The sequence below is a fragment of the Kingella sp. SNUBH-2017 genome (genome assembly GCF_028680565.1).
Lineage (GTDB): Bacteria > Pseudomonadota > Gammaproteobacteria > Burkholderiales > Neisseriaceae > Kingella_D > Kingella_D pumchi.
Genome location: NZ_JAPHVK010000003.1, coordinates 147,083 through 169,186, shown reverse-complemented (window position 1 = coordinate 169,186; position 22,104 = coordinate 147,083). Strand labels below are relative to the sequence as shown.

Annotated in this window: 25 protein-coding genes; 12 read left to right on the top strand and 13 right to left on the bottom strand. The window is 58.5% G+C overall.

The window, feature by feature from the left end:
- From OP500_RS04260 to OP500_RS04245, 4 genes are all read right to left on the bottom strand, one after another.
- Window positions 1–210, bottom strand: coding sequence for a hypothetical protein (locus tag OP500_RS04260; protein ID WP_274070279.1), 210 nt, complete (start codon window positions 208–210; stop codon window positions 1–3).
- Window positions 211–267: 57 nt separating this feature from the next.
- Complete coding sequence (locus OP500_RS04255; RefSeq protein WP_274070278.1) at window positions 268–918, bottom strand: hypothetical protein; 651 nt, start codon at window positions 916–918, stop codon at window positions 268–270.
- Between the two features lie 71 nt (window positions 919–989).
- Entirely contained in the window at window positions 990–1,556 is a 567-nt protein-coding gene (locus OP500_RS04250) for a hypothetical protein (RefSeq protein ID WP_274070277.1), read from the bottom strand.
- Window positions 1,549–2,529, bottom strand: coding sequence for a hypothetical protein (locus OP500_RS04245; RefSeq protein ID WP_274070276.1), 981 nt, complete (start codon window positions 2,527–2,529; stop codon window positions 1,549–1,551). The genes OP500_RS04250 and OP500_RS04245 overlap by 8 nt, the downstream gene beginning before the upstream one ends.
- Before the next feature lie 387 nt (window positions 2,530–2,916).
- Between OP500_RS04245 and OP500_RS04240 the strand changes: the two genes are divergently transcribed.
- Entirely contained in the window at window positions 2,917–3,510 is a 594-nt protein-coding gene (locus tag OP500_RS04240; RefSeq protein ID WP_274070275.1) for a TonB-dependent receptor domain-containing protein, read from the top strand.
- Between the two features lie 172 nt (window positions 3,511–3,682).
- Here the strand turns inward: OP500_RS04240 and OP500_RS04235 are convergent, their stop codons facing one another.
- The 3 genes from OP500_RS04235 to OP500_RS04225 all read right to left on the bottom strand — a co-directional run bounded on the left by OP500_RS04235 (window position 3,683) and on the right by OP500_RS04225 (window position 6,181).
- Window positions 3,683–4,165, bottom strand: coding sequence for a NemA protein (locus tag OP500_RS04235; protein ID WP_238747867.1), 483 nt, complete (start codon window positions 4,163–4,165; stop codon window positions 3,683–3,685).
- A gap of 113 nt (window positions 4,166–4,278) precedes the next feature.
- Window positions 4,279–5,145 (bottom strand): DMT family transporter, encoded by an 867-nt coding sequence (locus tag OP500_RS04230; RefSeq protein WP_274070274.1) that lies wholly within the window; start codon window positions 5,143–5,145, stop codon window positions 4,279–4,281.
- Between the two features lie 31 nt (window positions 5,146–5,176).
- Window positions 5,177–6,181 (bottom strand): quinone-dependent dihydroorotate dehydrogenase, encoded by a 1,005-nt coding sequence (locus tag OP500_RS04225; RefSeq protein WP_274070273.1) that lies wholly within the window; start codon window positions 6,179–6,181, stop codon window positions 5,177–5,179.
- 181 nt (window positions 6,182–6,362) lie between these two features.
- Between OP500_RS04225 and OP500_RS04220 the strand changes: the two genes are divergently transcribed.
- The 3 genes from OP500_RS04220 (at window position 6,363) to gloB (ending at window position 8,846) form a co-directional block, all read left to right on the top strand.
- Complete coding sequence (locus OP500_RS04220) at window positions 6,363–7,478, top strand: conjugal transfer protein (protein ID WP_274070272.1); 1,116 nt, start codon at window positions 6,363–6,365, stop codon at window positions 7,476–7,478.
- A gap of 82 nt (window positions 7,479–7,560) precedes the next feature.
- Window positions 7,561–8,100: an NUDIX hydrolase gene (locus OP500_RS04215; RefSeq protein ID WP_274070271.1), complete on the top strand. Its 540-nt coding sequence runs from the start codon at window positions 7,561–7,563 to the stop codon at window positions 8,098–8,100.
- Window positions 8,097–8,846, top strand: coding sequence for a hydroxyacylglutathione hydrolase (gene gloB, locus OP500_RS04210; RefSeq protein WP_274070270.1), 750 nt, complete (start codon window positions 8,097–8,099; stop codon window positions 8,844–8,846). The genes OP500_RS04215 and gloB overlap by 4 nt, the downstream gene beginning before the upstream one ends.
- 218 nt (window positions 8,847–9,064) lie before the next feature.
- Here the strand turns inward: gloB and OP500_RS04205 are convergent, their stop codons facing one another.
- The 6 genes from OP500_RS04205 to OP500_RS04180 all read right to left on the bottom strand — a co-directional run bounded on the left by OP500_RS04205 (window position 9,065) and on the right by OP500_RS04180 (window position 15,945).
- A complete protein-coding gene (locus tag OP500_RS04205; RefSeq protein WP_274070269.1) occupies window positions 9,065–9,733 on the bottom strand; it encodes an FHA domain-containing protein in 669 nt (222 codons plus the stop codon).
- 13 nt (window positions 9,734–9,746) lie between these two features.
- Entirely contained in the window at window positions 9,747–11,432 is a 1,686-nt protein-coding gene (locus OP500_RS04200; RefSeq protein WP_274070268.1) for an FHA domain-containing protein, read from the bottom strand.
- 245 nt (window positions 11,433–11,677) lie between these two features.
- On the bottom strand, window positions 11,678–12,832 hold the full coding sequence (locus OP500_RS04195) for a PP2C family protein-serine/threonine phosphatase (RefSeq protein ID WP_274070267.1): 1,155 nt from the start codon (window positions 12,830–12,832) through the stop codon (window positions 11,678–11,680).
- Between the two features lie 374 nt (window positions 12,833–13,206).
- Entirely contained in the window at window positions 13,207–14,805 is a 1,599-nt protein-coding gene (locus tag OP500_RS04190; RefSeq protein WP_274070266.1) for a serine/threonine protein kinase, read from the bottom strand.
- A gap of 127 nt (window positions 14,806–14,932) precedes the next feature.
- Window positions 14,933–15,502: a hypothetical protein gene (locus OP500_RS04185; protein ID WP_274070265.1), complete on the bottom strand. Its 570-nt coding sequence runs from the start codon at window positions 15,500–15,502 to the stop codon at window positions 14,933–14,935.
- A 128-nt stretch (window positions 15,503–15,630) separates the two neighbouring features.
- On the bottom strand, window positions 15,631–15,945 hold the full coding sequence (locus tag OP500_RS04180; RefSeq protein WP_274070264.1) for a general secretion pathway protein GspG: 315 nt from the start codon (window positions 15,943–15,945) through the stop codon (window positions 15,631–15,633).
- 111 nt (window positions 15,946–16,056) lie between these two features.
- Here OP500_RS04180 and rbfA point away from each other — a divergent pair, with 111 nt between their 5' ends.
- From rbfA to OP500_RS04140, 8 genes are all read left to right on the top strand, one after another.
- A complete protein-coding gene (rbfA, locus tag OP500_RS04175) occupies window positions 16,057–16,428 on the top strand; it encodes a 30S ribosome-binding factor RbfA (RefSeq protein ID WP_238747850.1) in 372 nt (123 codons plus the stop codon).
- 52 nt (window positions 16,429–16,480) lie between these two features.
- Window positions 16,481–17,338 (top strand): dTDP-4-dehydrorhamnose reductase, encoded by an 858-nt coding sequence (gene rfbD, locus OP500_RS04170; RefSeq protein ID WP_274070263.1) that lies wholly within the window; start codon window positions 16,481–16,483, stop codon window positions 17,336–17,338.
- An 89-nt stretch (window positions 17,339–17,427) separates the two neighbouring features.
- Window positions 17,428–18,426 carry a UDP-N-acetylglucosamine 4,6-dehydratase (inverting) gene (gene pseB / locus OP500_RS04165; protein ID WP_274070262.1) on the top strand — a complete coding sequence of 333 codons (999 nt, stop codon included), beginning with the start codon at window positions 17,428–17,430 and terminating at the stop codon, window positions 18,424–18,426.
- A 125-nt stretch (window positions 18,427–18,551) separates the two neighbouring features.
- Window positions 18,552–19,169 (top strand): pseudaminic acid biosynthesis-associated methylase, encoded by a 618-nt coding sequence (locus OP500_RS04160; protein WP_274070261.1) that lies wholly within the window; start codon window positions 18,552–18,554, stop codon window positions 19,167–19,169.
- 214 nt (window positions 19,170–19,383) lie between these two features.
- Window positions 19,384–19,878: an acyl-CoA thioesterase gene (locus OP500_RS04155; protein WP_238747975.1), complete on the top strand. Its 495-nt coding sequence runs from the start codon at window positions 19,384–19,386 to the stop codon at window positions 19,876–19,878.
- A 198-nt stretch (window positions 19,879–20,076) separates the two neighbouring features.
- The gene (locus OP500_RS04150; protein WP_238747846.1) at window positions 20,077–20,478 is read left to right on the top strand and encodes a DUF350 domain-containing protein; all 402 of its coding nucleotides are present in this window, start codon (window positions 20,077–20,079) and stop codon (window positions 20,476–20,478) included.
- Between the two features lie 45 nt (window positions 20,479–20,523).
- On the top strand, window positions 20,524–21,528 hold the full coding sequence (locus OP500_RS04145; protein WP_274070260.1) for an SPFH domain-containing protein: 1,005 nt from the start codon (window positions 20,524–20,526) through the stop codon (window positions 21,526–21,528).
- 69 nt (window positions 21,529–21,597) lie between these two features.
- Window positions 21,598–22,089 (top strand): DUF456 domain-containing protein, encoded by a 492-nt coding sequence (locus OP500_RS04140; RefSeq protein WP_238747843.1) that lies wholly within the window; start codon window positions 21,598–21,600, stop codon window positions 22,087–22,089.
- Window positions 22,090–22,104: the final 15 nt, after the last annotated feature.

Below are 22,104 nucleotides of genomic sequence, written 5' to 3'. Positions count from 1 at the left end.
TCAATTCCCGCCAAACAAAGGCGGGAATTTTTGTATCGGGCAAAAATCAGCAGTAGTGTATAAAGCCGCGTCGCCTTTGCTACCCTTTCGCTTTGCCTTCTGAGATAGTAATAAACTATTATTTTTTATTCTATCTAAATCTGATTGACTGAAGCCTATATTTTTTAAATCATTCAAGGCATTTTCTTGCTTTTCTGTTAAGCTAATCATAACAAACTCCAAACATATAAAATATATCAAATAAAACTATTTATAATAATGCAACAACTATCTGGTACTAAACTTTATCTTAATAATGGACCCATATAAGTTAACTGCCTCCATTTCACGGTTTCCTCTTTTCCATATATAACGGAAACCAGCCTGAATAAATCCCGGTTGGGCAAACTCACTGGATTTATAATCATAATCTATTACCCCGTCTGTTAGAGGTTCTGAGTTTAACCTTTCTTCGGTTTTATCTATAACAATAGGCCTAGGCAAGAATGATGGGAAATTATTATCTATAAACATAGATTTCGGTTTTACATTTTGCTCATATTTTGTATAAAAATTAGTTGATATTGGATAGATTGTAAAATTATCTGTTTTATTTACCCATATTCCCAATCTAGAACTAGAAGGATAAGCATCCCACCCTTCAAGGACCGGAATATCCCAAATTTTCTGCAACTCTTCTAAATCCATCGCATAGAGGCAATCGTCTCTTAAGGCGGTATAGTACATCTGTTGGATTAAATCATCTTGATCGGTTGCTCGGTGCAACTGCTTACGGCAGCGTTCTATTGCTATAGAATCCGCTCTTGCTGCTTCACGATCAGAACTTTGAGAGCTGAATTGATTATTATCCACAACTTGCTCCTGATTATCTTTTACACCATCCTGCATATTACACCCTATCAATAATAGCATCACCATATTTGTTATTGATTTATATATATTATCTTGTAAGTTTAGTTTTTTTCATATTTCACCATTTATTCATAAATCTATATCAAATATTCTTTATTTGCATGATCCAAACTATAACCGGTAACATTTAATTTCCTATCGATCAACCCTCTTTCCTGCAATATTCGCACCCAGCGCACCATATCGCTGATTTGGCCGAATGCCCAGCCGCGATCGGCGATTTCAAAGGTGTTGGTGGCTTGTGAATCCCGGGCGGCATCATCCACAAACTCGGTACTGCGGAAGGAAATGGTGAGATCTCCTTTCTTAATATCCGCACCTGGAATATCCTTCTTGGCTCTGAACAGGCTACCTGAAAATCCGGTAGTGGTATTGGCAATATGCGCCACCATCTCCCAGTTTTTATCAAATTCTTCTGCATCAGCCTCGGTAAACTTACTGTTATGATCATTACCAGACTGTAAGCGCTTCTTGGTTATTAGATTATCAAAGGATAAGTTCCCTATATTTGGGTTATCAACCGTAATTTCCCAGTTAGGTATAGCATTTTTAAGATCATATAAAACTTCTGCTGCCAACTGTAATCTAGCAAACTCTAAAATAGTTGCAGGATTGGTATTAGTATTTTGTTGTTGATTAGTCATTTTTAGTCTCCGGTTTGAATGATGGTGAAAGTAAAACTCTTTTTACAAATGTACTGGTTCTCTGTTCATAGGAATTTTCATTAGGACGGCATCTTTCCCCTCTACCCCAAGGATTCGGATTTTGTTCAAACTTAGAATATCCTAGTTCGGGCACAAAAACATACATTGTTTTTTCAGCCATCAGTGTGTTAGTTTGGGTATCGATAATCTTGATGGTTGTTCCCGCTATCCAATGTTTCCGGTTTTCCCAAGAAACATCATTCTCATAGGTAACTGCGTAGCGGGCAGGATGTGCTGGATTAGTCTCTTGATTAAACGGTTTGTCTGACATATGCCAATCACCACTATAGCGGATGATAGAACCGTCTTTTTGCAATACATCAACATAATCATAATGGGCACGGGAAAAATATGGCAAAAAGCTGGCAACATACTCCTCTCGCTCGAATTCACTTGCCACCGCCGCATCCTCCCACATCTGGTCTTTCAGCGGATTGTAGCGGTTACTCTGATATTTCTCGTCATCCCCGCGCACTTTCAGCAGCAGGATGCCGTCCACATTGTCCGCCGTGTGGTAGATCTTCTCGCCGGCGTTTTGGCACAACTGGTCGAAGCGGGCTTTGGCGGGATCGTAGCGTTTGCGCCATTCGGCAACTTTTTCGGCATTCTCCCGCTCTTCCTGCCAAACGAGCGTTTTGGGAAACAGAAAAAACAGTGCTGCCACAACAAGCCCGGGGGCTGGCAACAGCCATGGGTATTTCTCCAAAAACTTGGGCTGGGCTTTGTAGCATAGAAAGATCGTGCCTAGCGCACATACCAGCATCGTGCCCCAATACAGCATGGCGATTAATTGGGTGATGTCTCTTAATGTAATCATGTTTTTTCTGGTTGATTTTGTTTTGCCCGGCAGCAGCATATCTGGAATCTTAGAGGCTACCTGAAAACCTTTCCTTTGCTCTTTACCAATCTTCACCGCTTGTTTTCAGGTAGCCTCTTCCGCACCTACACCCGTCAAACAAAAACACCGCTGTGCGCAGCATGAAGGCCATGCTGGCGGCAGCGGTGTTGCTGTGTGGTACGGCGGTACGGCGTGTTCGCGGGGGAATCCATTGGGGCTCCGGATCGGGTCGTATCGGTATCGGTTATGTGCGGCATGGTAGCCTGCGGGTGCGGCAGCTGGCAAGCAATTAATAATACTTTGCATATATCCGGCAGGAATATGCTGTTTATTCAATCCAGCCAGATAGTTGGCTTGTTTCCCCAATCTTGCCTCCGGTGTATGGAAAGGTGCAGGCAGTCGGTTCAATTTGGCTCTTAACTCCGACTTCTCCTTTGCATCGGGCAGGAGGCTACCTGAAACTTGTGGCTACCTGAAAAACACGGCCTGTTTGGGCGGCTGCCGGATTGGTTCGGCAGCCGGCTCAATGCAGCCGCATCCTTGTTCCAAACCCGCAAGAGCAAGCTGCCCGTCAAAGCCGGCCAACATGCCAGCGGCAAAGAGTATTACCGCGCGGCCGACCACGCCCGCACCAACGGCTGGGAACTCTCGCTCAACGGCCGCATCAACGAGCGCTGGCTGCTCAACGCCTCCTACACCCGCGCCAAAACCAAAGACAGCGACGGCAAACAACTGGCGGTCTATTACCCCGAGCATCTGGTCAAATTCTTCACCAGCTACGACATCAACGATCGCCTAACCGTGGGCGGCAACCTCAACTGGCAGAGCTTTATCACCGACGACCGGCCGGAAGTAACCGAACCCGCAGCCCGCGCCGCATTGGCGCAGCGCGCCTACGCCACCGTCGATCTGATGGCCAGCTACCAAATCGGCAAAAACCTGCGCCTGCGCCTGAATGCCGACAACATCTTCAACAAAAAATACAAAACCATGCCCGACATCCATGTGTACGGCACCCCGCGCAGCTTCACCGCGTCGGTGCGCTACACATTCTAAACGCGGCTTTCAGGCTGCCTTGCCCAAGCAGCGGCAGCCTGAAGATACGAAAGCAGCCTGAAAACCTTTCAGGCTGCTTTTTTCGAGCTCTTTTAAACGGTTTGGCTGCGCCAAGCAAACAGGCAGCCTGAAAAACGTTTGCGTCTTTCAGGCTGCCTGTTTTGCGCCGGATTCAGCGTCCCACCGATACCGGCTGGCCGTTGCGGTAGTTCTGCTGCTGCATCACCGCGCCGTTGATGGCGTAAACCGTCAACACGCCGTTTTCGGGGTGGGCGCGGAACACAAACAGGTTTTCGCGGGCAATCACCATCGGATCGCTGCGTTTTTGGCCGTCGAAATAAAAGTCCTGCACCAGATAATCGCGCTTGGACTGCTTTTTCAAGAGCTGGCGGTAATAGCCGCCCTTCACGCCGTGTTCAGTCGCGCGGCCTTCGGCATCGAAATAGGTAACGATCTGCTCTTCAATCACGCGCAAACCGCCCTTTTCGTCGGTATCGGCCTGCCGGCCGCCCAAGGGAATATTGACGCTGGTGCCGATGCCGACATGACGGCTGAAACCGCCCAAGCCGATGCCCAGCGACACGCCGTTGCCGTTGGTGCCGCAGGCGCTGAGTGCGGTGGCTGCCGCAATGGCGGCGATCAGTTTTTTGTTCATTATGAAACTCCTTGCCCAAATGGTTTTAACGCCGGCGATTATAACGGCTTTCACGCGAAAAAAGGCAGCCTGAAAACGGTTTTACGGTTTTCAGGCTGCCTTTTCGTTTCAAGTTACATCCCCAGCCACGCGGCAAGCTGCGGCCAGTAAGACAGGCAGGCAACGGCGGCCAAGGCAAGGACGATTCCGGCGACATTGACGGCGCTGATTTTCTCGCGCAACAGCAGCGTGCCGACCAGCGTGCCGGCAACAATCACGCCCATATTCATGGCGGTAAACACCAGCGTCGGGTCGTTTTTAAAAGCTTTGTGGGCTTTAAGGTAAAACAGGATATTGGTGAAATTCAGGCAGCCCAAAAGGATGCCGCCGCCGATGTCGCGCCGGCTCCATTTTTGGCGGCGCACAACGAGATAGCCGGCCATCAGCAGCGCGGCAAGCGCAAACATCACGCTTAGATAATCGGCGGTGGCGGCGGTTTTGGAGAGCTGTTTGAGCAGGATGTCGATAACGCCGTAGCCCGCCCATACGCCCAGCAGCAGGGGGGCGCTGCCTTTGGCGGCGGCGCTGCCGCGCCCTTTGTAGAGCAGGCAGCACAGTGCGGCAAAGGCCAGGGCGATGCCGATGATTTTGTTGCTGCTGAGCGTTTCGCCAAACAGCACAAAGGCGGCGAGCACCGGCAGAAACAGCGACAGGCGCTGGGCGGCGTCGGCCTTGACAATGCCCGCCTGCTCGGCGGCGCGCCCCATAATCACAAACACGCTCGGCAGCAGCATGCCCAACAGCGCCAAGAGCCAGCTTTGCGGCAGCAGCGCGCTTTGCCAGTTGTGCCAATCGGGCTTGAGAAAAACCAGCGACAGCAGCGCGGCCACGGGATAGTTCACCGCCACCGCCTGCGCCAGGCCGATGTCGTTTTTGCGGGCGAGTTTGAGCAGCACCGATACGGCGACGCTGCAGGCAATGCTGATCAGTAGAAAATTCATGGTGCAATCCTTTCAGGCTGCCTGAAAAACATCAGCGGCAGGCGGCCAGACATTCTTTGACCAGCGCCGGCCCGCGGTAAACCATGCCGCTGTACACCTGCACCGCCGTCGCGCCCAAATCGAGTTTGTGTTTGGCGTCGCCGCCGCTGAGTATGCCGCCGACACCGATCAGCGGCAGGCTGCCGGCAAAAGCATCGGCCAGTTTTTTCAGCACGCGGTTGCTGGGGGCGAACACCGGGGCGCCGCTTAGGCCGCCGGCTTCCTGCGCCAGCGGCGAAGCGCCCAGTGCGCTTTTGTCGATGGTGGTGTTGGTGGCGATGACGGCGTCGATGCCGCAGGCGGGAACGATGCGGGCGATATCGTCAATCTGCGCGTCGTCCAGATCGGGGGCGATTTTCACCGCCAGCGGTACATAGCGGCCGTGCTGCCCCTGCAGCTGCTGCTGGCGCTCTTTCAGGCTACCCAGCAGGCGCGAAAGTTCGTCGCCGGACTGCAGATCGCGCAGGTTTTTGGTATTGGGCGAAGAAATATTGACGGTGATGTAAGACGCATGGGGATAGGCTTTTTCCAAGCACAGCAGATAGTCGTCGGCAGCGTTTTCCAAGGGGGTAACGGCGTTTTTGCCGATATTGATGCCGAGCACGCCCTTAAAGCGGCTGCGTTCGATATTGGCGATCATGCGGTCGATGCCGTCGTTGTTAAAACCCATGCGGTTGAGCACCGCCAGCTGCTCGGGCGCGCGAAACAGGCGCGGTTTGGGATTGCCCGCCTGCGGCTTGGGGGTAACGGTGCCGATTTCGATAAAGCCGAAACCGAGCGCCGCCAGCGCGTCGATATACTCGCCGTTTTTGTCCAGTCCCGCCGCCAGCCCCACCGGATTGGGCAGATCCAGCCCCATCAGCTTGGTTGGCGCGGTATGGGGGTCGGTTTTGGGCAGCAGCCCCAGGCAGTAGGCGCGTTGCAGCTGGCGGAAGGTGAAGTGGTGGGCGTTTTCGGCGTCCATGGCAAACAAAAACGGGCGCAGCAGGCTGTACATAAAAGGACTTCCGTAAAGATTGGCAAAGGCGCGGATTCTACCCGAAAAGCAGCGCGATTTGGGCTTTCAGGCTGCCTGAAAACACCGTTTGCCCGCCGCGGGCAGGCGGATCAGGGCGATATGGAATATTCGCCGCATCCGCTATACAATCGCGGCTTTTCGCTTCAAGAGCCGCCACATCATGCCGCACACCTATCTGCCCGACCCCCGCCCCTATCCCGAACGCACCGTTAACAACAAACTGCTGCTGCTGGCCACCCGCATCGCCCGCCCCGAATCGGCCGAAGACGCCGAACAAGCGCGCGCCGAGTTGAAAAAACAAATCGCCCAGATGCTCGGCCTGCGCCACTACATCGGCCTGTCGGTGGCGATGACCATGGCCGGCGCGCCCGATATCTACACCGCACTGATGGACACCGTGGACGAAGCCCTGCAGCCTGAAAACGACGAACAATTACAGTGGTTCGCGCTGCCGGTTATCGTGGTGGCCGGCGCCGACAAAGCCGGCGAACTCAAAAGCAGCTGCCCCGAAGCCCTGATCAACGCCTGCCTGGCCAACTATCCCGCGCTGCGCCCGCTGACCCGCGCCGTGTGGCTGCCGCAGCTCATTCGTTCCGACGACTTTGCCAAAATCAAACCCGACGACTGGTACGCCGCCAAAGAAAGCACCGATGCCGCCGCCGAATTTGCCGCGTCGCTGCCCACCGCGTCCGCCGCCATTCCGCAGGACCAGTCGGTGCACGCGCTCTACGCGCTGGGCTACGGCGGCCGCGAAATCCAAGCCGCGCTCGGCCAAAGCCTGCGCGAAGCCGCCCTACCGCTGATGCAGGTATGGCAGGAATATCTCGCCGAAGAAAACATGACCCTGTTTACCAACCCGCTCAGCCCCGCCAGCCCGCTGGCTGCGCTGGCCGATGCCAGCCGCACCCGTTTGCGCATGGCGCTGGATGTCTTCTCCGCCAACGTTATCCGCTCGGTGCGCCTGCAAAGCCCGCGCGTCGGCGTGGTGATGGCGGCGCAAGAAGGCGGCAAGCTCCTATTCGGCTTCAATGCCGCCGAGTCCGCCTACTCACTGATGAGCCAGGTCTTTTCCTGGCCGCTGTCGCCGCGCGACGACATCCGCATCATCCAGCAAGACTTTCTCGATCTGATGGTGGACTGCCAAGTGGAAAACATCCGCCTGCTGCACGACATCCTGCCGGAAAACGCCGCCCTGCCCGATTATGCCGATGCGCTCGATCTGCCCGGCCACAATCCACTGTTTGACAACGGCAGCGAAAACGGCGTTGCCAATTAAACCCGTCCATTCGTTCAAACACAGGCAGCCTGAAAGCGCGAAAACCGTTTCAGGCTGCCTGAAAAACAAGAAAGGCCGCCCGATGAACCGATTGCAAGAAGCCCCGCTGGCTAGCGAAACCCTGTACCGTGGCAGCTTTATCGACATCTGCCGCGACCGCGTGCGCCTGCCCAACGGCCACGAAGCCGAGCGCGTAGTCGTGCGCCACCCCGGCGCCGCCTGCGTGCTGGCGGTAACCGCCGACAAGCGCGTGGTGCTGGTGCGCCAATGGCGCCACCCCACCGGAGAAGCCCTGCTCGAAGTGCCCGCCGGCAAACTCGATGCCGGCGAAGACCCCGCCGTCTGCGCCCTGCGCGAGCTGGCCGAAGAGACGCCCTACCGTGCCGAGCGCGTGGAAAAACTCGCCGAGTTCTACACCGCCCCCGGTTTCTGCGACGAAAAAATGCACCTGTACCGCGCCGTCAATATCAGCGCCGACAGCACGCTGCAGGCCGACGAAGACGAGTTTGTCGAAACCGTGCTGCTCGACCGTGCCGCCGTGCGCCGCGCGCTGGACGACGGCAGTATCCGCGACGCCAAAACCCTGATCGCCCTGCAGTTTTGGCTGGCCGAATCCGCATGAGTTACACCATCACCCCGCTGCCGGCGCTCAGCGACAACTATATCTGGCTGATCGCCAGCCGCGGCCGCGCCGTCTGCATCGACCCCGGCGCCGCCGCGCCCGTGCTGGCCTACCTGCAGCAACACAGCCTGCAGCTCGAGCATATCTGGATCACCCATGCCCACGGCGACCACACCGCCGGCATTGCCGAACTGCTGGCCGCCTTCCCCCAATGCCGCGTCAGCGGCGGCAGCGACATTGCCGCCGCTACCGATACCGTTGGTGAAGGCAGCCTGATCCGCTGGCAGGGCTTGGACGCCGAAGTCTGGCACACCCCCGGCCATACCGCCGGCCATCTGTGTTATCTCTTCGACGGGCACCGCCACGTTTTCACCGGCGACACCCTGTTTGCCGCCGGCTGCGGCCGCGTCTTCCCCGACAGCCGCCTCGAATGGCTGTACACCAGCCTGCAGCGTCTCGCCGCCCTGCCCGACTCTGCCCTGCTCTACCCCGCCCACGAATACACCGCCGCCAACCTGCGTTTTGCCGAACATATCGAGCCGGACAACGCCGACATCCGCCGCGCCACCACCACACTCACCATACCCAGCCTGCCGGTTTCGCTGGCGCACGAAAAGCGCGTCAATCCCTTTTTACGCAGCCACCTGCCCGCCGTCCAAGCCCGCGCCGCCGAGCTTTCAGGCTGCCCTGCCGGCAATGCCGAAGCCGCATTCATACTGCTGCGCGAATTGAAAAACCGTTTTTAAAGCAGTTCAAACGCTTTTCAGGCTGCCTTGAGACACTTCCCAAAAGCAGCCTGAAACCCGAATCCGCCCGCACAAAAATACAAAACGCCCAATCCGTAATCCCTGCCACCAACACAGGCAGCCTGAAAAGTTTTCAGGCTGCCTGTGTTGGTATTGAGCAAAAGCTTGTCGGATACGAGTATCCGACCTACGGGGCTTAACAGCAAAGCGCGTCGCCGTTACTCCCAAGCAAAGCCTTCGCCGCAAAAGGCGACGAAAACCAGTTTGGTGTCGCCGACTTGGATAATGTCGCGGTTTTTCAGCACGGGTTCGCCGCGGATGGTGCTGCCGTTGAGCAGGGGCAGGTTGCGGCTGCTGCCGCGTTCGACGAAAAATTCGTTGGCGTGCGGGTCGTAGATGACGGCGGCGTGGGTTTCGCGGCTGACGGCGGGGTCGCTGCGCCTGCCGAAGTCGAGCGACACTTCCATTTCTGCGCTGCGGCCGATGCGGTTGGCGCCGCGCACGAGGCGGAAGTCGGTGCCGCGTCCTGCGCCTTCGGTGATGACCAGCCAGCCGGCGGCGGGCAGTTCGCGCATGCCTTTGGCGCGGGCTTCGGGGTCGGCGTCGCGGTTGGCGCCGAAGATGTGGGTTTTGCGCGCGTTGTCTTCGGCGGCGTTGGCGACGATTTGCGTTTTCGCCGTCTGATCGGCGGCATGCGGGTCGGCAACCATCTGCGTGCGCACGTCCTGCGCGGGTGCGCTGAGAACGGCGGTGTGTTCGGCGGCGGTGAGGCCGTCTGAAAGCGGTGCGGCGGCTTTCAGACGGCCTGCGTCGCCGCAGTAGGGGCAGTCGGCACAGAGGGCGGGGTCGTAGTAGTGTTTGGCGGCGGCGCACAGTTTCATGGCCATGGCTGTTTCCTTTTTAAGACTGGGTGAGGCGGTAGGCGATGTCGCGGTTGGCGAGATAAACGGTCTGCCCGGAGCGCAGGGCGGCGCGGTCGATGCGCTTGGCTAGATCGTCAACAAAGGTGCCGTTGGTGGACCGGCAGTCTTCGATGGTGATGTTGCCCGCTGCATCGGCGCTGATGCGGCAGTGGCGGCCGGAAATCTGCTGGCGGTTGATGACGACGTCGTTATCGGGGCTGCGTCCAACGGTTACGCTGCGCCCTGCGCTCAATACGATGTTCGGCAGTCCGGCAGACAGGGGGGCGAGCACCCAGTCGCCGCCGAGGCCGTCTGAAGCGGGCGAACCGACGCTGAAACGGGCGACGGCGGGGTCGGCGGTCAGCTGCAGCACGTCGCCCGCGTTGAGGACGGTGCGGCTGATTTTGCTGCCGTTGCTGTAGGTGCCGTTGGTACTGCCGAGGTCTTCGGCCTGCACGCTGCGGCCGTCAAACAGCAGGCGGACGTGGCGGCCGGAAATCTGAGCTTTGTCGATGACGATGTCGGCCTGTGCGCTGCGTCCTAGGATTTGGGCGCGCCCCGCACGGAGCACGATGGGTGTGCCGCCGCCCAGCGGGGTCAGGGTGATGCTGCCCGCGCCGCCGCCTGCCGCTGCCTGCGCCTGTTGCGCGCCGACGATTTTGCGGATGAGTTGGGAATTGATCGGCGGATGGCTGCCCGCTTTCACTTGTTTTTTCAGCCGCAGCAGATACACGCCGCCGCCTGCCGCCAGCAGCACCAGCAAGCCCATGCCGGTGTAGAGCAGCGTCAGCTGGCGGCGCGTGCCGGCGGTGGCGCTGTCCACGCATTCGCCCGCCGCTTGGGTAAAGCTGACGTTGTGGCTTTTGAGCATGGGCACGAGTTCGGAATTGGATACGGCGATCACGGTGTTTATCTGCTGTTTGTGCGCGCCTTCGTTGGTACCGACCACCTGGCCGCAGCGGTTGACCAGCGGGCCGCCGCTGTTGCCGCCGCTGATGGGCGCATGGTGTTCCCAATAGCTGCGGTTGCCGTAGTTTTTAAATTCGCGTTTCAGGCTGCCTTCGGCAATGCCCGGCTGGATGTAGGCGTCCGGATCGCCGAAGCCGTAGCCGGCGGTGATTTCGTCGGACGCGCCGGGAAAGCCGATGGAAAATACCGGCAGGGTAGGCTGGACGAATTTGCCGTCGGCCAGCGGCAGCGGTTTGCCGGTCAGACCGTTCACTTGCAACAGGCTCAAGTCCTTTGCGCTGTCGCTTACAAGAGGCTGGGTGGACATCAGTTCCAGCTGCGGCGCGATTTTGCGCACCAGAAACACCTGCGGCTTGCCCAGCTGCGCCATTTCGCCGACATCGGCGTTCGCCACATGGTCGTTGGTAACGATATGCCCCTGATTGGAAACCAGATAGCCCGAGCCGTGTCCGGCAAACAGGTAAAGCTGGCCGTTTTGCTTGAAGAAGGTGAGCAGCTGCTGTTGCGGCGTCATAATCCGCACATAGCCTTTGTCGTTGATTTCAGAGAGCATCTGCTGGTTGACCATTTGTGCGGCCACCTGCGGCGGCAACGGTACGCCTATCCACAGGCGGTAAACCGATTCGGCGGCTTTAAGCACATCGGGCTGGTTGGCCTGCGCCGTGGGGGCGGCGGCGAAAAACAGGGACAATAAAATCGTGCGCCAGAGTTTCATGGGGGAATCCTTTATTTGTATGACAGGCAGGAGGTTTTTAATCAGAGGCAGCCTGAAACCGTTTTCAGGCTGCCTAGGGGCTGTTTACAATTGGTTTGCGCAGTGGATTTTAGGTCAGAAAACAGGCTATGCAAGGCGCAAACCGCAGCAAAGTTGGACACCTTGCGAGGATTGGCAACACGGCAGAGTCTGTTTTATGGCGTAAAAGCCACCGCAATACCAAATGTGAATAGCCCCTAGTAATATTATCTCAGCGGTTTGGAAATATGCGGCAGGGGCGGGGTTTTGCTTTTGCCGCCTTTTTCTTGTTTAGCGGCGGCGGGCGGTTCGGACGCGGATTGCGGGGCGGGTTCGGAGGCGGGTGTCTCGGACGCGGCGGCAGGCGGTGGGGCGCTTGGGACAGACGCGGCGGCTTCGGATGCGCTTTGCGCGGCAGGTTCGGAAGCGGCGGGCGGCGGGACGGTTTCTTCGGTCGGGCGGGTGAGATGGTAGACCAGTCCGCCGATCAGCAGGGCACCGAGAAGGAAGCCGACGAATACGCCTTTCAGGCTGCTTTTTGCGGGCGGGCGTTGTTCGCCGTTTTCAGGCTGCCTGTCGGCGGGGGCGGCTTGGGTGGGAAGGGTTTGGGTGGCGGGGGCGGACGGGTCGGCGGGGTGGCGGACGAGGATGAGCGAGGTGTTGTCCTGATGGGGGTTTTGTTTGGCAAGGACGACGCTGATCAGGGCTTGCGCTTGGGCTTCGGGGTCGGCGGCGGCGTTGAGGGTGTCTTCGATTTCGCGGTCAGACAGGGTTTGCACGCCGTCGCTGGCGAGCAGGAGGGTGTCGCCGGGGTTCAGGCTGCCGCTGCGGCAGTCGGTATGGGCGATGTCTTTGCCGGTAACGGCGCTGGTAACGGCATGGCGGGCGGGGTGGCGTTCGGCTTCTTCGGCGGTGATTTCGCCGGCGGCTATCATGCGTTTGAGGTCTTCGGCGAAGGCGTGGTTGGCGTTGATGCGGCGCAGTCGGCCGTTTTCCAGCAGGTAGAGCGGGCTGTCGCCGACGCTGATGTAGCTGTATGTGCCTGTGTTTTCATCGGCAATCAGGGCGATGAGGGTGCTGCCCATGCCGTCGAGTTCGGGATGACTTTGCAGGATGCGGGCGAGAGCTTGGTTGGCGGCGTTAAGGGCGGCGTGCAGTTGGTTTTCGGCCGCGCGGCTGTCGGCGGGCGGGTTTTGCCGGTGAAAGTGGTCGAGGATGGCGGCGACAACGGCGCGGGCGGCGGTTTGCCCGCCTTGCTGCCCGCCCATGCCGTCGGCAAGGACGTAGAGGGTGTGGCGCGGGGCGAGAACGAGGTTGCCGAGTGCGTCCTGCTGTTCTTCGCGGCGGCCGATGTGCTGGGCTTGGTGGAAATCGGGCTGCATGGGGATTCCTTCGGACTTGGTTTTCAGGCTGCTTGGGGCGGAGGCCGTCTGAACGCTTGGGCGTGCGATGCGGAATCTGCCGTTTTGGTTTTTCAGACGGCCTTGCCGGTTTTCAGGCTGCTTTGGGTGTTTTTAGTGAAGCGACACAAAAATCTACGGCGTTGCTGCGCCTTAGCTCGAAGAGGGCGGTTTGCTAAGGCATTAAAAATGCCAAGTAAACCAGCCTCGTACTACTTGTACTGTCTGCGGCTTGCTGCCTTGTATCTTTCTGTGTCGCTTCACTATTGCTTGGCAGAGGCCGTCTGAAAAGCGGGTTTCAGACGGCCTTGCGGGTTTGGACTTGGCGAAAGCCCGCAAATCCGTTTTCAGGCTGCCTATTGGCGGCAGTCCGCGCCCGATATGCTTGCATCCACCAAGTGTTTGTTGTTGCGGTCGTAAAACGCTATCAGCAGTGTGCCGCCGCTGGTGAGCCATGGAGCGACATTAGGGTCTTGGCAGGAGGTTTTCGCCATTTCGGGGCCGAGCGCGGATTTGATTTGCTCTAATTGGGCGTTGCTGATGTCGCGCCGGCGTAGTTTGGTGAGGGTGACCTGCATAATCATGGTGTTGCTGGCTTCGACGTAGAGGGCTTTTTCCCAGCGCACGCCGTCGCCGAGCGATTTGGGCAGTTCGCGGTTCATTTTTTCGACTTGGGCGGCGATTTGGGCGGTGTTGCTGTTGCCGCCGACGGGCATGGGCTGTTGCGGCTGTTCTGGCTGCTCCCCGGGCAGGCTGCCGCCGTTGTCGGCGGGCGGGAGGACGATGGGGTCGTTGGCGGGGGCGGCGGTTTGGACGGCGGAAGCGGTCTGCGCGGGTTCGTCGGCGGGTTCTTTCTCTTTGCCGCCAAAGGCAAAGACGGCGATGACGGCAATCAGTACGGCCGCTGCGCCGCCGATGCCGCCCCACAGCAGCAGTTTGTTTTTCGGACGCGGGGCGGCGGCTGCGGCGGCTTGGGGCGCGCTGTAAACGGCAGTGGCGCCGTTGTAAGCGGCTTGGGTGGCGGGGGCGGCACTGTAGGCAGGGGCAGCCTGAACGGGCGGCGGCAGTTCTTTTTGTCCGAGCAGTGCCTGCTGCATGTCCATCGCGCTTTGGAAACGGTTTTCGGCGCGTACATTCAGGGCGTAATCGACGGCGGCAAGAAAGGCGTGGCTGTATTGTTTTTCGTATTCGCTGCCGGCGAGTTTGGGCTGGGTGTCTTCGCCGGCGATGCGGGCGGGGGCTTCTTCAATCAGGCGGTGGGCAACGGCTTGGTAGATGCAGGCGCCGAGGCTGTACAAATCAAGCGCGGGCATGAACACATCGCGCGAGTGGTATTGCTCGATGGGCGCGAACGGCGGGGTGAGGATTTGGGTGAGCGGGCGGCTTTTCTGGCCGACTGCCTGACGGGCGGCGCCGAAGTCAATCAGCACGGGGGTTTGGTTTTCGGTGATGAAGATGTTTTCGGGCTTGATGTCGCGGTGCAGAAGCTGGCGCTCGTGGATGTATTTGAGCCCTTCGAGCAGGGGGATGAAGATGTTTTGCAGCTCGGCTTCGCCCGCGTGCGGGTGGTCTTTGATCCATTGGTGCAGGGTGATGCCGCTCAGATAGGGCATGACGAAATAAGCCGTGCCGTTGGCTTCAAAAAGATCGGTTACTTTGACGATGTTGGGGTGGTTTAAGCCGTAGAGCAGTTTGGCTTCGTTGAAAAAGCCGTTCAGGCCCCAGTTGAAAATCTCCTGATCGCTGCTGCTTTTGGCCTGGACGGTCAGCCCTTCGACGCGCACGCCGCTGTCGGGCAGGTATTCTTTGATAACGTGCTGCGAGCCCAGATGGATGTGTTCGGCCAGATAGGTGATGCCGAACGCGCCCGAACCGAGCACTTTCAATACGATGTAAACGTGAAGCTGGCTGCCGGGGGCAAGCGCGTCTGCGCGTTGGATGCTCTGCTGCGCCATGGAGACCGTCCTTTTTGCTCAAAAATGAAAACGGCAGCCATTATATAGCGCCATTCCGGCAAAATAAATTTTTTCAGGCTGCCTTTCCAGGCAGCCTGAAAACAGATTAAGGCTTGCTTGCGATACGTCAATTCCCCGGCGGCGCCTGCTGCATCTGCTGCATATTGCGCAAAGCCTGTTCCATATCGATCCAGCCGGCGGCGGCGAAGATGCCGAATAAGAGCAGATAGGCGATGCCCATCACCAACAGGCCGGCCAGATAGCCCAGCAGTACGCGGCTGCCGCGCTGGCCGCCCAGACGCATCAGGCCGATGGCCTGCGCCCAGAAAGTCCACAGCCCCCAAAGCAGCGACAGGGGCGCGAGATCGGGAATGTACATCACCAGCAGCGTCGGCAGCGCCAGCGCTTCGCTGGCGAGAATATAGCCGCGCAGGGGCAGCTTGGGGCTGCCGAAATAATGCAGCACGGCGGCTATGCAGTGCGACAGCGCCAGCCAGCGCACGCTGATCATCAGCACTGACAGCGCCACCGTGCCGTAACCGCTGCCGATTAAGGGGGCGACGGCGGCAGAATGGATGGCACCCAGCGCCAGCAGCACCGCTGCCGTTACCGCCGCGCCATAGCGGTATTCTTCGGCGGGACGGTAGCGCAGCCGCACAATGGCGGCGGCATCGTTAAACAAAGCCAGCAGATTCATGGTGTGTGTTTTCCTATCCGGTTTCGCGTGTTGGCGATATTCGGGCATTAACTAGCAGCAGCCTGAAACTTTCAGGCTGCCTAGCAGTACGGCTGCCCGATTATGCATTCAGGCAGCCTGAAAGCCTTTTATTGGTGCTGACAGCCGCAGCTGCAGCCTTCGTGCTCCTGCCATTCTTCCTCGCTGCCCTCGAAATAGGCCAGCGCTTCGTAGTCGCCACTTTCGATGAATTCCACCAAATCGGCCAGCGTTTCGGCGCCTTCCACCCAGTCGCAAGGCTCGCCCTCGGGCAGGTTTTCCGGCAGCACCGCCGCCTGCGGCTGCTGCCAGGCAATCCAATAGCCGTTGGCGGTATGGTAAAACTCGGCATCGGGGCGGATGCGGCCTTCGCCGGCGGCTTCCATGCGGCGGGCGATTTCGGCTTGATACGGCAGGGTGTTCATGGCGGCTCCCGTGAAAAAAGGCGCGATTATATCGCAAACCCCGCCCCGCGCCTGCTGCTGCCTTGCTATAATGACCGCCGTTTTTACCCGATTTTTAACTGTTTTGCCGATATGAGAAAACCGCAACGCGGCTTCGCCCGCATCGACCGCGTCAAAGAGCAGCTTACCCGCGAGCTGGCCGAACTGACGCGCACCGGCCTGAAAGACCCCCGCGCCGGCTTTATTACCATCAACGACGTCGAAGTCAGCCGCGACTACAGCCACGCCACCGTCTATTACACCGTGCTCGACGAAAACACCCGCGAAGTCACCGCCGAAGCCTTGGAACATGCCAAAGGCTTTTTGCGCAGCGAACTGTCCAAGCGCATCAGCGTGTTTCGCACGCCGGAATTGCATTTCGTTTACGACAGCTCTTTGGAGCGCGGCATGAGTCTGTCGCAACTGATCGACCAAGTGGCCGCCGAAAAACCGGTGGAAGACTGAAACCGTCCACCTTTCAGACTGCCTGAAACCCACACAGCAAGGAGCACACACGATGCGCATATTACTGACAGGAGCCAACGGCCAGGTCGGCCGCTGCCTGCGCGCCCAAAAACCCGAAGACTGGGAAATGATCGCCGCCGATTCGGCCACGCTCGACATCACCGATTCGGCCGCCATCACCGGCATGGTGCAGAACTTCGAGCCCGACGTCATCATCAACGCCGCCGGCTACACCAATCTTGAAGCCGCCGAATGCCACCCCGACGAAGTGTTCGCCGTCAACGCCACTGGCGTGCGCAACCTTGCCCGCGCCGCCGCCAATGCCGGCATCCGCCTGATCCACATTTCCAGCGACTACGTATTCGACGGCGCCAAACAGGCGCCCTACACCGAATCGGACTACCCCAACCCCCTGAGCATCTACGCCAAATCCAAGCTCGCCGGCGAACTCTTGGCACTCGCGCACCACGCCGACAGCATTATCGTCCGCAGCTCGTGGGTGTTTTCCGAATACGACGGCAACTTCGTCAAAGCCATTGTCGACCAAGCCGGCCAAGAGCGCATCGACGTGGTCAGCGACAAAACCGGCTGCCCCACCTACGCCGGCGATCTCGCCCGCCTGATGATTAATCTGGCGCAAGAGCCCGCCACCCTGCGCGGCATCTACCACTACTGCGGCGATACCGCCGTCAACCGCTTCCAGTTTGCCCAAACCGTATTGCAAGAACTCGCCCTTTTGCAGCCGGTAAACGCCCGTCTGCACGAAATTCCCGCCGGCTGCGAGCGCACCCCGCGCCCGCCCTACAGCGTGCTCAACTGCGAAAAAATCCGCCGCTTGGGCTACAGCCAGCCCGACTGGCAGGCCGCCCTCAAACGCATCCTGCCGAAAATCCTTGCCGAAGCAGCCTGAAAATCTGACCGCTTCGCTTTGCCCCCTTTCAGGCTGCCTTAATCAAAAGGCAGCCTGAAAACCGACCAACTTCAGATTCCCCCATTCCCATGCTCAGCAACTCCACCATCCTTATCACCGGCGGCACCGGCTCATTCGGCAACACCTTCGTGCCCATGACCCTCGCCCGTTACAACCCCAAAAAAATCATCATCCTCTCCCGCGACGAAATGAAGCAGTGGGACATGGCAAAACAATACCAAGGCGACAAACGCGTGCGCTTTTTCATCGGCGACGTGCGCGACAAAGACCGCCTGTACCGCGCGCTGGACGGCGTGGATTACGTTGTCCACGCCGCCGCCACCAAAATCGTCCCCACCGCCGAATACAACCCGTTTGAGTGCGTGAAAACCAACATCAACGGCGCGATGAACCTGATCGACGCCTGCATAGACAAAGGCGTGAAAAAAGTCGTCGCCCTGTCCACCGACAAAGCCAGCAGCCCCGTCAATCTCTACGGCGCCACCAAGCTCGCATCCGACAAACTCTTCGTTGCCGGCAACGCCTACTCGGGCGAACACGGCTGCCGCTTCGCCGTGGTGCGCTACGGCAATGTGATGGGCTCGCGCGGCTCCGTCATCCCTTTTTTCCTCTCGCAGCGCGAAAGCGGCGTACTGCCGATAACCGACCCGCGCATGACCCGCTTTATGATTTCGCTGGAACAAGGCGTAGAGCTGGTTTGGCACGCCTTTGACGACATGGTCGGCGGCGAGATTTATGTGAAAAAAATCCCGTCGATGAACATCTGCGAACTCGCCCGCGCCGTCGCCCCAGAATGCGAACAAAAAACCGTCGGCATCCGCCCCGGCGAAAAACTGCACGAGCAGATGATCGGCGCGGAAGACTCGTGGCACACCTACGAATACCCCGAGCACTTCAAAATCCTTCCCGCCATCAACGGCTGGGACAAAACCCCCGAGCGCATCAAAGACGGCGTGAAAGTGCCCGAAGGCTTTGTTTACGCCAGCGACAACAACAGCCAATGGATGTCGCAGGACGAGCTTAAAGCATGGGTGGAAGCCAATCGGCATAAAATCGGCAAGATTTAGGTTTTCGGTTTTCAGGCTGCCTTTGGAATGTGCGAAAGGCAGCCTGAAAAACCATCATCCCCGTTTGCAGCCCAATCCGTTTTCAGGCTGCCCGCAACCATCTTTTAAAGAAAAGGACTCCAAGCATGTATCAAACCGAACAAGAACACTTTTGGGCAGGCGGCTTTGGCGACGAATACGTCGAGCGCAACCAGGGCGAACAAATGCTCGCCGCCAACCTCGCCCTGTTCTCCCAAGCCCTGCGCCGCGTCCAGCCGATTGAGAACATGATAGAGTTCGGTGCCAATCGCGGCATGAACCTCAAAGCCCTGCAACTGCTGTTCCCTAAGTTGGAAGCCAGCGCCATAGAAATCAACGAAAAAGCCGTTGCCAAACTGCAACATGTGATCCCGGCCGAGCGCATCCGCCATCAATCCATTTTGGAATGGGACAGCCCGGAACAATGGGATCTGACCCTGATCAAAGGCGTGCTGATCCACATCAATCCCGACGAACTGCCGCGCGTGTACCAGAAACTCGTCCGCAGCAGCCGACGCTACCTGCTCGTTGTCGAGTACTACAACCCAAGCCCCGTAACCGTTAACTATCGCGGACACAACGAACGCCTGTTCAAACGCGACTTCGCCGGCGAAATCATGGCGCAGCATCCCGAAATGAAACTCGCAGACTACGGATTCGTCTATCGCGGCGATAAAAACTTCCCGCAAGACGATTTGACTTACTTCCTAATGGAAAAACAATGACCCTTTATGTTCAGGCAGCCTGAAAACCACCCGTTCCATGACCCGCACCGCCGCCCGCATCATTAAAAAACCGCCGATCACACCCATAGGGGAACAGCTTGTTTTTCAGGCTGCCTCCACGCATATCGCAGGCAGCCTGAAAACCCCAACTCCAGTTTTCAGGCTGCCTTTTCCCAAGCCCACCTTTACACACACCACACAAGGAAAAACCACCATGAACACACCCGTCCAACCCCAGCACGAACTGCAGATGACCGTACTGATGACGCCCGATATGGCCAATTTCAGCGGCAACGTCCACGGCGGCGATCTGCTCAAACTGCTCGACCAGGTCGCCTACGCCTGCGCCAGCCGTTATTCCGGCCATTACTGCGTTACCCTTTCCGTGGACAAAGTAACCTTTAAAGAACCGATTTACGTCGGCGAGCTGGTAACTTTTCTCGCCAGCGTCAACCATGTCGGCCGCACGTCGATGGAAGTGGGCATCCGCGTCGAAGCGCAGAATATCCGCGAACGCACCCTGCGCCACACCAATTCCTGCTACTTCACCATGGTGGCGGTGGAAAACGGCAAACCGGTGCCGGTGCCGCCGCTGGAATTGACCAGCGAAGCGCAAAAATGCCGCTTTGAAGCCGCCGAGCAGCGCAAAAAACTGCGCCTGCAACAGGCCGAAGCCGAAAGCTGCCTGCCGTGCAAGCAGAAAGCCTAAAGCAGCGGCACAGGCAACCTAAAAGCAGCCTGAAAAGTTTTCAGGCTGCTTTTGCTTTGCCGTCGTCTGCGGCGTGCATCCGGCAATCTCGGGCGCAAACAAAACCGCAGGCAGCCTGAAAACCGTTGCGGCAGCCGCGCCGCGCCACCCGCTTTGGGCTATAATCGGTGTTCCTTTCCACCACGCCGGAGCGAAGCCATGTCGATTTCCTTCAGCCAATACCTGCTTTACCTGCAATACATGCTGGCAGCCGCGGCGATGACCGTGCTGTTTGCCGGCGCCTATCTGCGCATCACGCCCGCGCGCGAGTTGTCGCTGATCCGCAGCGGCAATCTGGCCTGCGCCCTGTCTTTCGGCGGCGCGGTGCTGGGTTTTTGCATCGCGCTGGCCGCGGGCATGACGCACAGCGTAAGCCTGCCCGACTTTATGCTGTGGGGCGTGGGTGCGGCGCTGGTGCAGATCGGCGTGTATTTCGCCGCCACCCGCCTGATTCCGCTGGCATCGGTCGAGCTGGAAAACGGCAATACCGCCGTCGGCGCGCTGTTTTGCGCACTGTCGCTGGCCATCGGCCTGCTCAACGCCGCCAGTCTCAGCGGCTGATGCCGTTTTTTCAGGCTGCCCTACCATTCACACAAGGAGCTTCCCATGCTGGGCTTTATCCGCAAGCAGTTTATCGACGTTATCGAATGGCCGAACCCCGAGCCGGAAACGCTGATGTGGCGTTTTCCGGTGGCCGACCAGGAAATCCAAAACGGCGCCAGCCTGACCGTGCGCGAAGCGCAGGCGGCGCTGTTTGTGGACGAAGGCAAAACCGCCGACGTTTTCCAGCCCGGCCGCTACACCCTCACCACCCAAACCCTGCCGCTGCTCACCAATCTGAAAAACTGGGACAAACTGTTCCAATCCCCCTTTAAATCCGACGTTTACTTCTTCAGTACCCGCCAGCAGCTCGGCCGCCGCTGGGGCACCGCCCAGCCGGTTACCGTGCGCGATGCCGATTTCGGCGTGATCCAGCTGCGCGCCTTCGGCATGTACAGCTACCGCATCAGCGAGCCCGCCCGCTTCTTCACCGAAGTTGCCGGCGTCGCCGAGCAATACAGCGGCGGCGAACTCGACAACCAATTACGCAACATCGCCATGACCCAGATGGCCGCCGCCTTCGGCAATTCCGGCGTGCCGTTTTTGGATATGGCCGCCAACCAGGTTTTGCTGTCGCAGAAAATGCAGGAGCTGCTGCTGCCCGAGTTCGCCAAGCTCGGTCTGGCGCTGGAAAACTTCACCGTTGAGAGCATCACCCTGCCCGAAAACGTGCAAAAAGCGCTCGACAGCAAAATGTCGATGGGCATCATCGGCGACCTTGGCCGCTACACCCAGTACCAAACTGCCGAAGCCATCCCGCTGGCCGCGCAAAACGAAGGCGGACTCGCCGGCATCGGTGCCGGACTGGGCGTGGGCGCCGGCATCGGCCAGGCAATGGCCGGCGCCATGGCCAATATGGCACAGGCCGCGCAGGCCGCCCCCGCGCCCGCTGCCGGCGAAGACCCGCAGGCCAAACTCGCCAAGCTCAAAACCCTGCTCGACCAAAACCTGATCTCCACCGAAGATTACGAAAAAGCCAAAGCCGAAGTGCTCAAACAGCTGATCGGCTGACACCGCAAAGGCAGCCTGAAAGCGGTTTGAACGTTTTCAGGCTGCCTGCATCCCAACACAGCACACCCCATGACCGCCCTGCTTATCATCCTTGCCCTTATCTGCCTGCTTGCCGGCCTGGCCGGCACCGTCTATCCCGCCGTTCCCGGGCTGCCGCTGATGTTCGGCGGCGCCTGGCTTTTGGCCTACAGCAGCGACTACCAAATCGTCGGCGGCTGGACGCTGGCGGTGCTGGGCGTGGTGGCCGCCGTCGGCTTTGCCACCGACTTTTTCGCCAGCCTGCTCGGCGCCAAATACACCGGCGCCAGTAAAGAAGCGGTGTGGGGCGCCTTTATCGGCGGCATCGCCGGCATGTTTCTCGGCATCCCCGGCCTGCTGCTGGGGCCCTTGGCCGGCGCCGCCGTCGGCGAATATGCCGCCCGCCGCTGCCTTTTGCAGGCGGGCAAAGTTGGCATCGGCACCTTTATCGGCTTTATTCTCGGCGTGGTCGCCAAAATCGGCACCGCGCTGGTGATTATTTTGGTACTGGCGTGGTGCTATCTGGCGCAACTGTTTGTATAAAAGCATCACTTTACC

Bases quoted from the DNA above. Each gene is read 5' to 3' on its own strand.
- OP500_RS04195 (WP_274070267.1), bottom strand. From the start codon at position 12,832: ATGCAGCCCGATTTCCACCAAGCCCAGCACATCGGCCGCCGCGAAGAA.
- OP500_RS04220 (WP_274070272.1), top strand. From the start codon at position 6,363: ATGCCGCACACCTATCTGCCCGACCCCCGCCCCTATCCCGAACGCACC.
- OP500_RS04150 (WP_238747846.1), top strand. From the start codon at position 20,077: ATGTCGATTTCCTTCAGCCAATACCTGCTTTACCTGCAATACATGCTG.
- rfbD (WP_274070263.1), top strand. From the start codon at position 16,481: ATGCGCATATTACTGACAGGAGCCAACGGCCAGGTCGGCCGCTGCCTG.
- gloB (WP_274070270.1), top strand. From the start codon at position 8,097: ATGAGTTACACCATCACCCCGCTGCCGGCGCTCAGCGACAACTATATC.
- OP500_RS04140 (WP_238747843.1), top strand. From the start codon at position 21,598: ATGACCGCCCTGCTTATCATCCTTGCCCTTATCTGCCTGCTTGCCGGC.
- OP500_RS04180 (WP_274070264.1), bottom strand. From the start codon at position 15,945: ATGAACACCCTGCCGTATCAAGCCGAAATCGCCCGCCGCATGGAAGCC.
- OP500_RS04255 (WP_274070278.1), bottom strand. From the start codon at position 918: ATGGTGATGCTATTATTGATAGGGTGTAATATGCAGGATGGTGTAAAA.
- OP500_RS04225 (WP_274070273.1), bottom strand. From the start codon at position 6,181: ATGTACAGCCTGCTGCGCCCGTTTTTGTTTGCCATGGACGCCGAAAAC.
- OP500_RS04250 (WP_274070277.1), bottom strand. From the start codon at position 1,556: ATGACTAATCAACAACAAAATACTAATACCAATCCTGCAACTATTTTA.
- OP500_RS04260 (WP_274070279.1), bottom strand. From the start codon at position 210: ATGATTAGCTTAACAGAAAAGCAAGAAAATGCCTTGAATGATTTAAAA.
- OP500_RS04190 (WP_274070266.1), bottom strand. From the start codon at position 14,805: ATGGCGCAGCAGAGCATCCAACGCGCAGACGCGCTTGCCCCCGGCAGC.
- pseB (WP_274070262.1), top strand. From the start codon at position 17,428: ATGCTCAGCAACTCCACCATCCTTATCACCGGCGGCACCGGCTCATTC.
- OP500_RS04230 (WP_274070274.1), bottom strand. From the start codon at position 5,145: ATGAATTTTCTACTGATCAGCATTGCCTGCAGCGTCGCCGTATCGGTG.
- OP500_RS04235 (WP_238747867.1), bottom strand. From the start codon at position 4,165: ATGAACAAAAAACTGATCGCCGCCATTGCGGCAGCCACCGCACTCAGC.
- OP500_RS04205 (WP_274070269.1), bottom strand. From the start codon at position 9,733: ATGGCCATGAAACTGTGCGCCGCCGCCAAACACTACTACGACCCCGCC.
- OP500_RS04145 (WP_274070260.1), top strand. From the start codon at position 20,524: ATGCTGGGCTTTATCCGCAAGCAGTTTATCGACGTTATCGAATGGCCG.
- OP500_RS04160 (WP_274070261.1), top strand. From the start codon at position 18,552: ATGTATCAAACCGAACAAGAACACTTTTGGGCAGGCGGCTTTGGCGAC.
- OP500_RS04185 (WP_274070265.1), bottom strand. From the start codon at position 15,502: ATGAATCTGCTGGCTTTGTTTAACGATGCCGCCGCCATTGTGCGGCTG.
- OP500_RS04215 (WP_274070271.1), top strand. From the start codon at position 7,561: ATGAACCGATTGCAAGAAGCCCCGCTGGCTAGCGAAACCCTGTACCGT.
- OP500_RS04155 (WP_238747975.1), top strand. From the start codon at position 19,384: ATGAACACACCCGTCCAACCCCAGCACGAACTGCAGATGACCGTACTG.
- rbfA (WP_238747850.1), top strand. From the start codon at position 16,057: ATGAGAAAACCGCAACGCGGCTTCGCCCGCATCGACCGCGTCAAAGAG.
- OP500_RS04200 (WP_274070268.1), bottom strand. From the start codon at position 11,432: ATGAAACTCTGGCGCACGATTTTATTGTCCCTGTTTTTCGCCGCCGCC.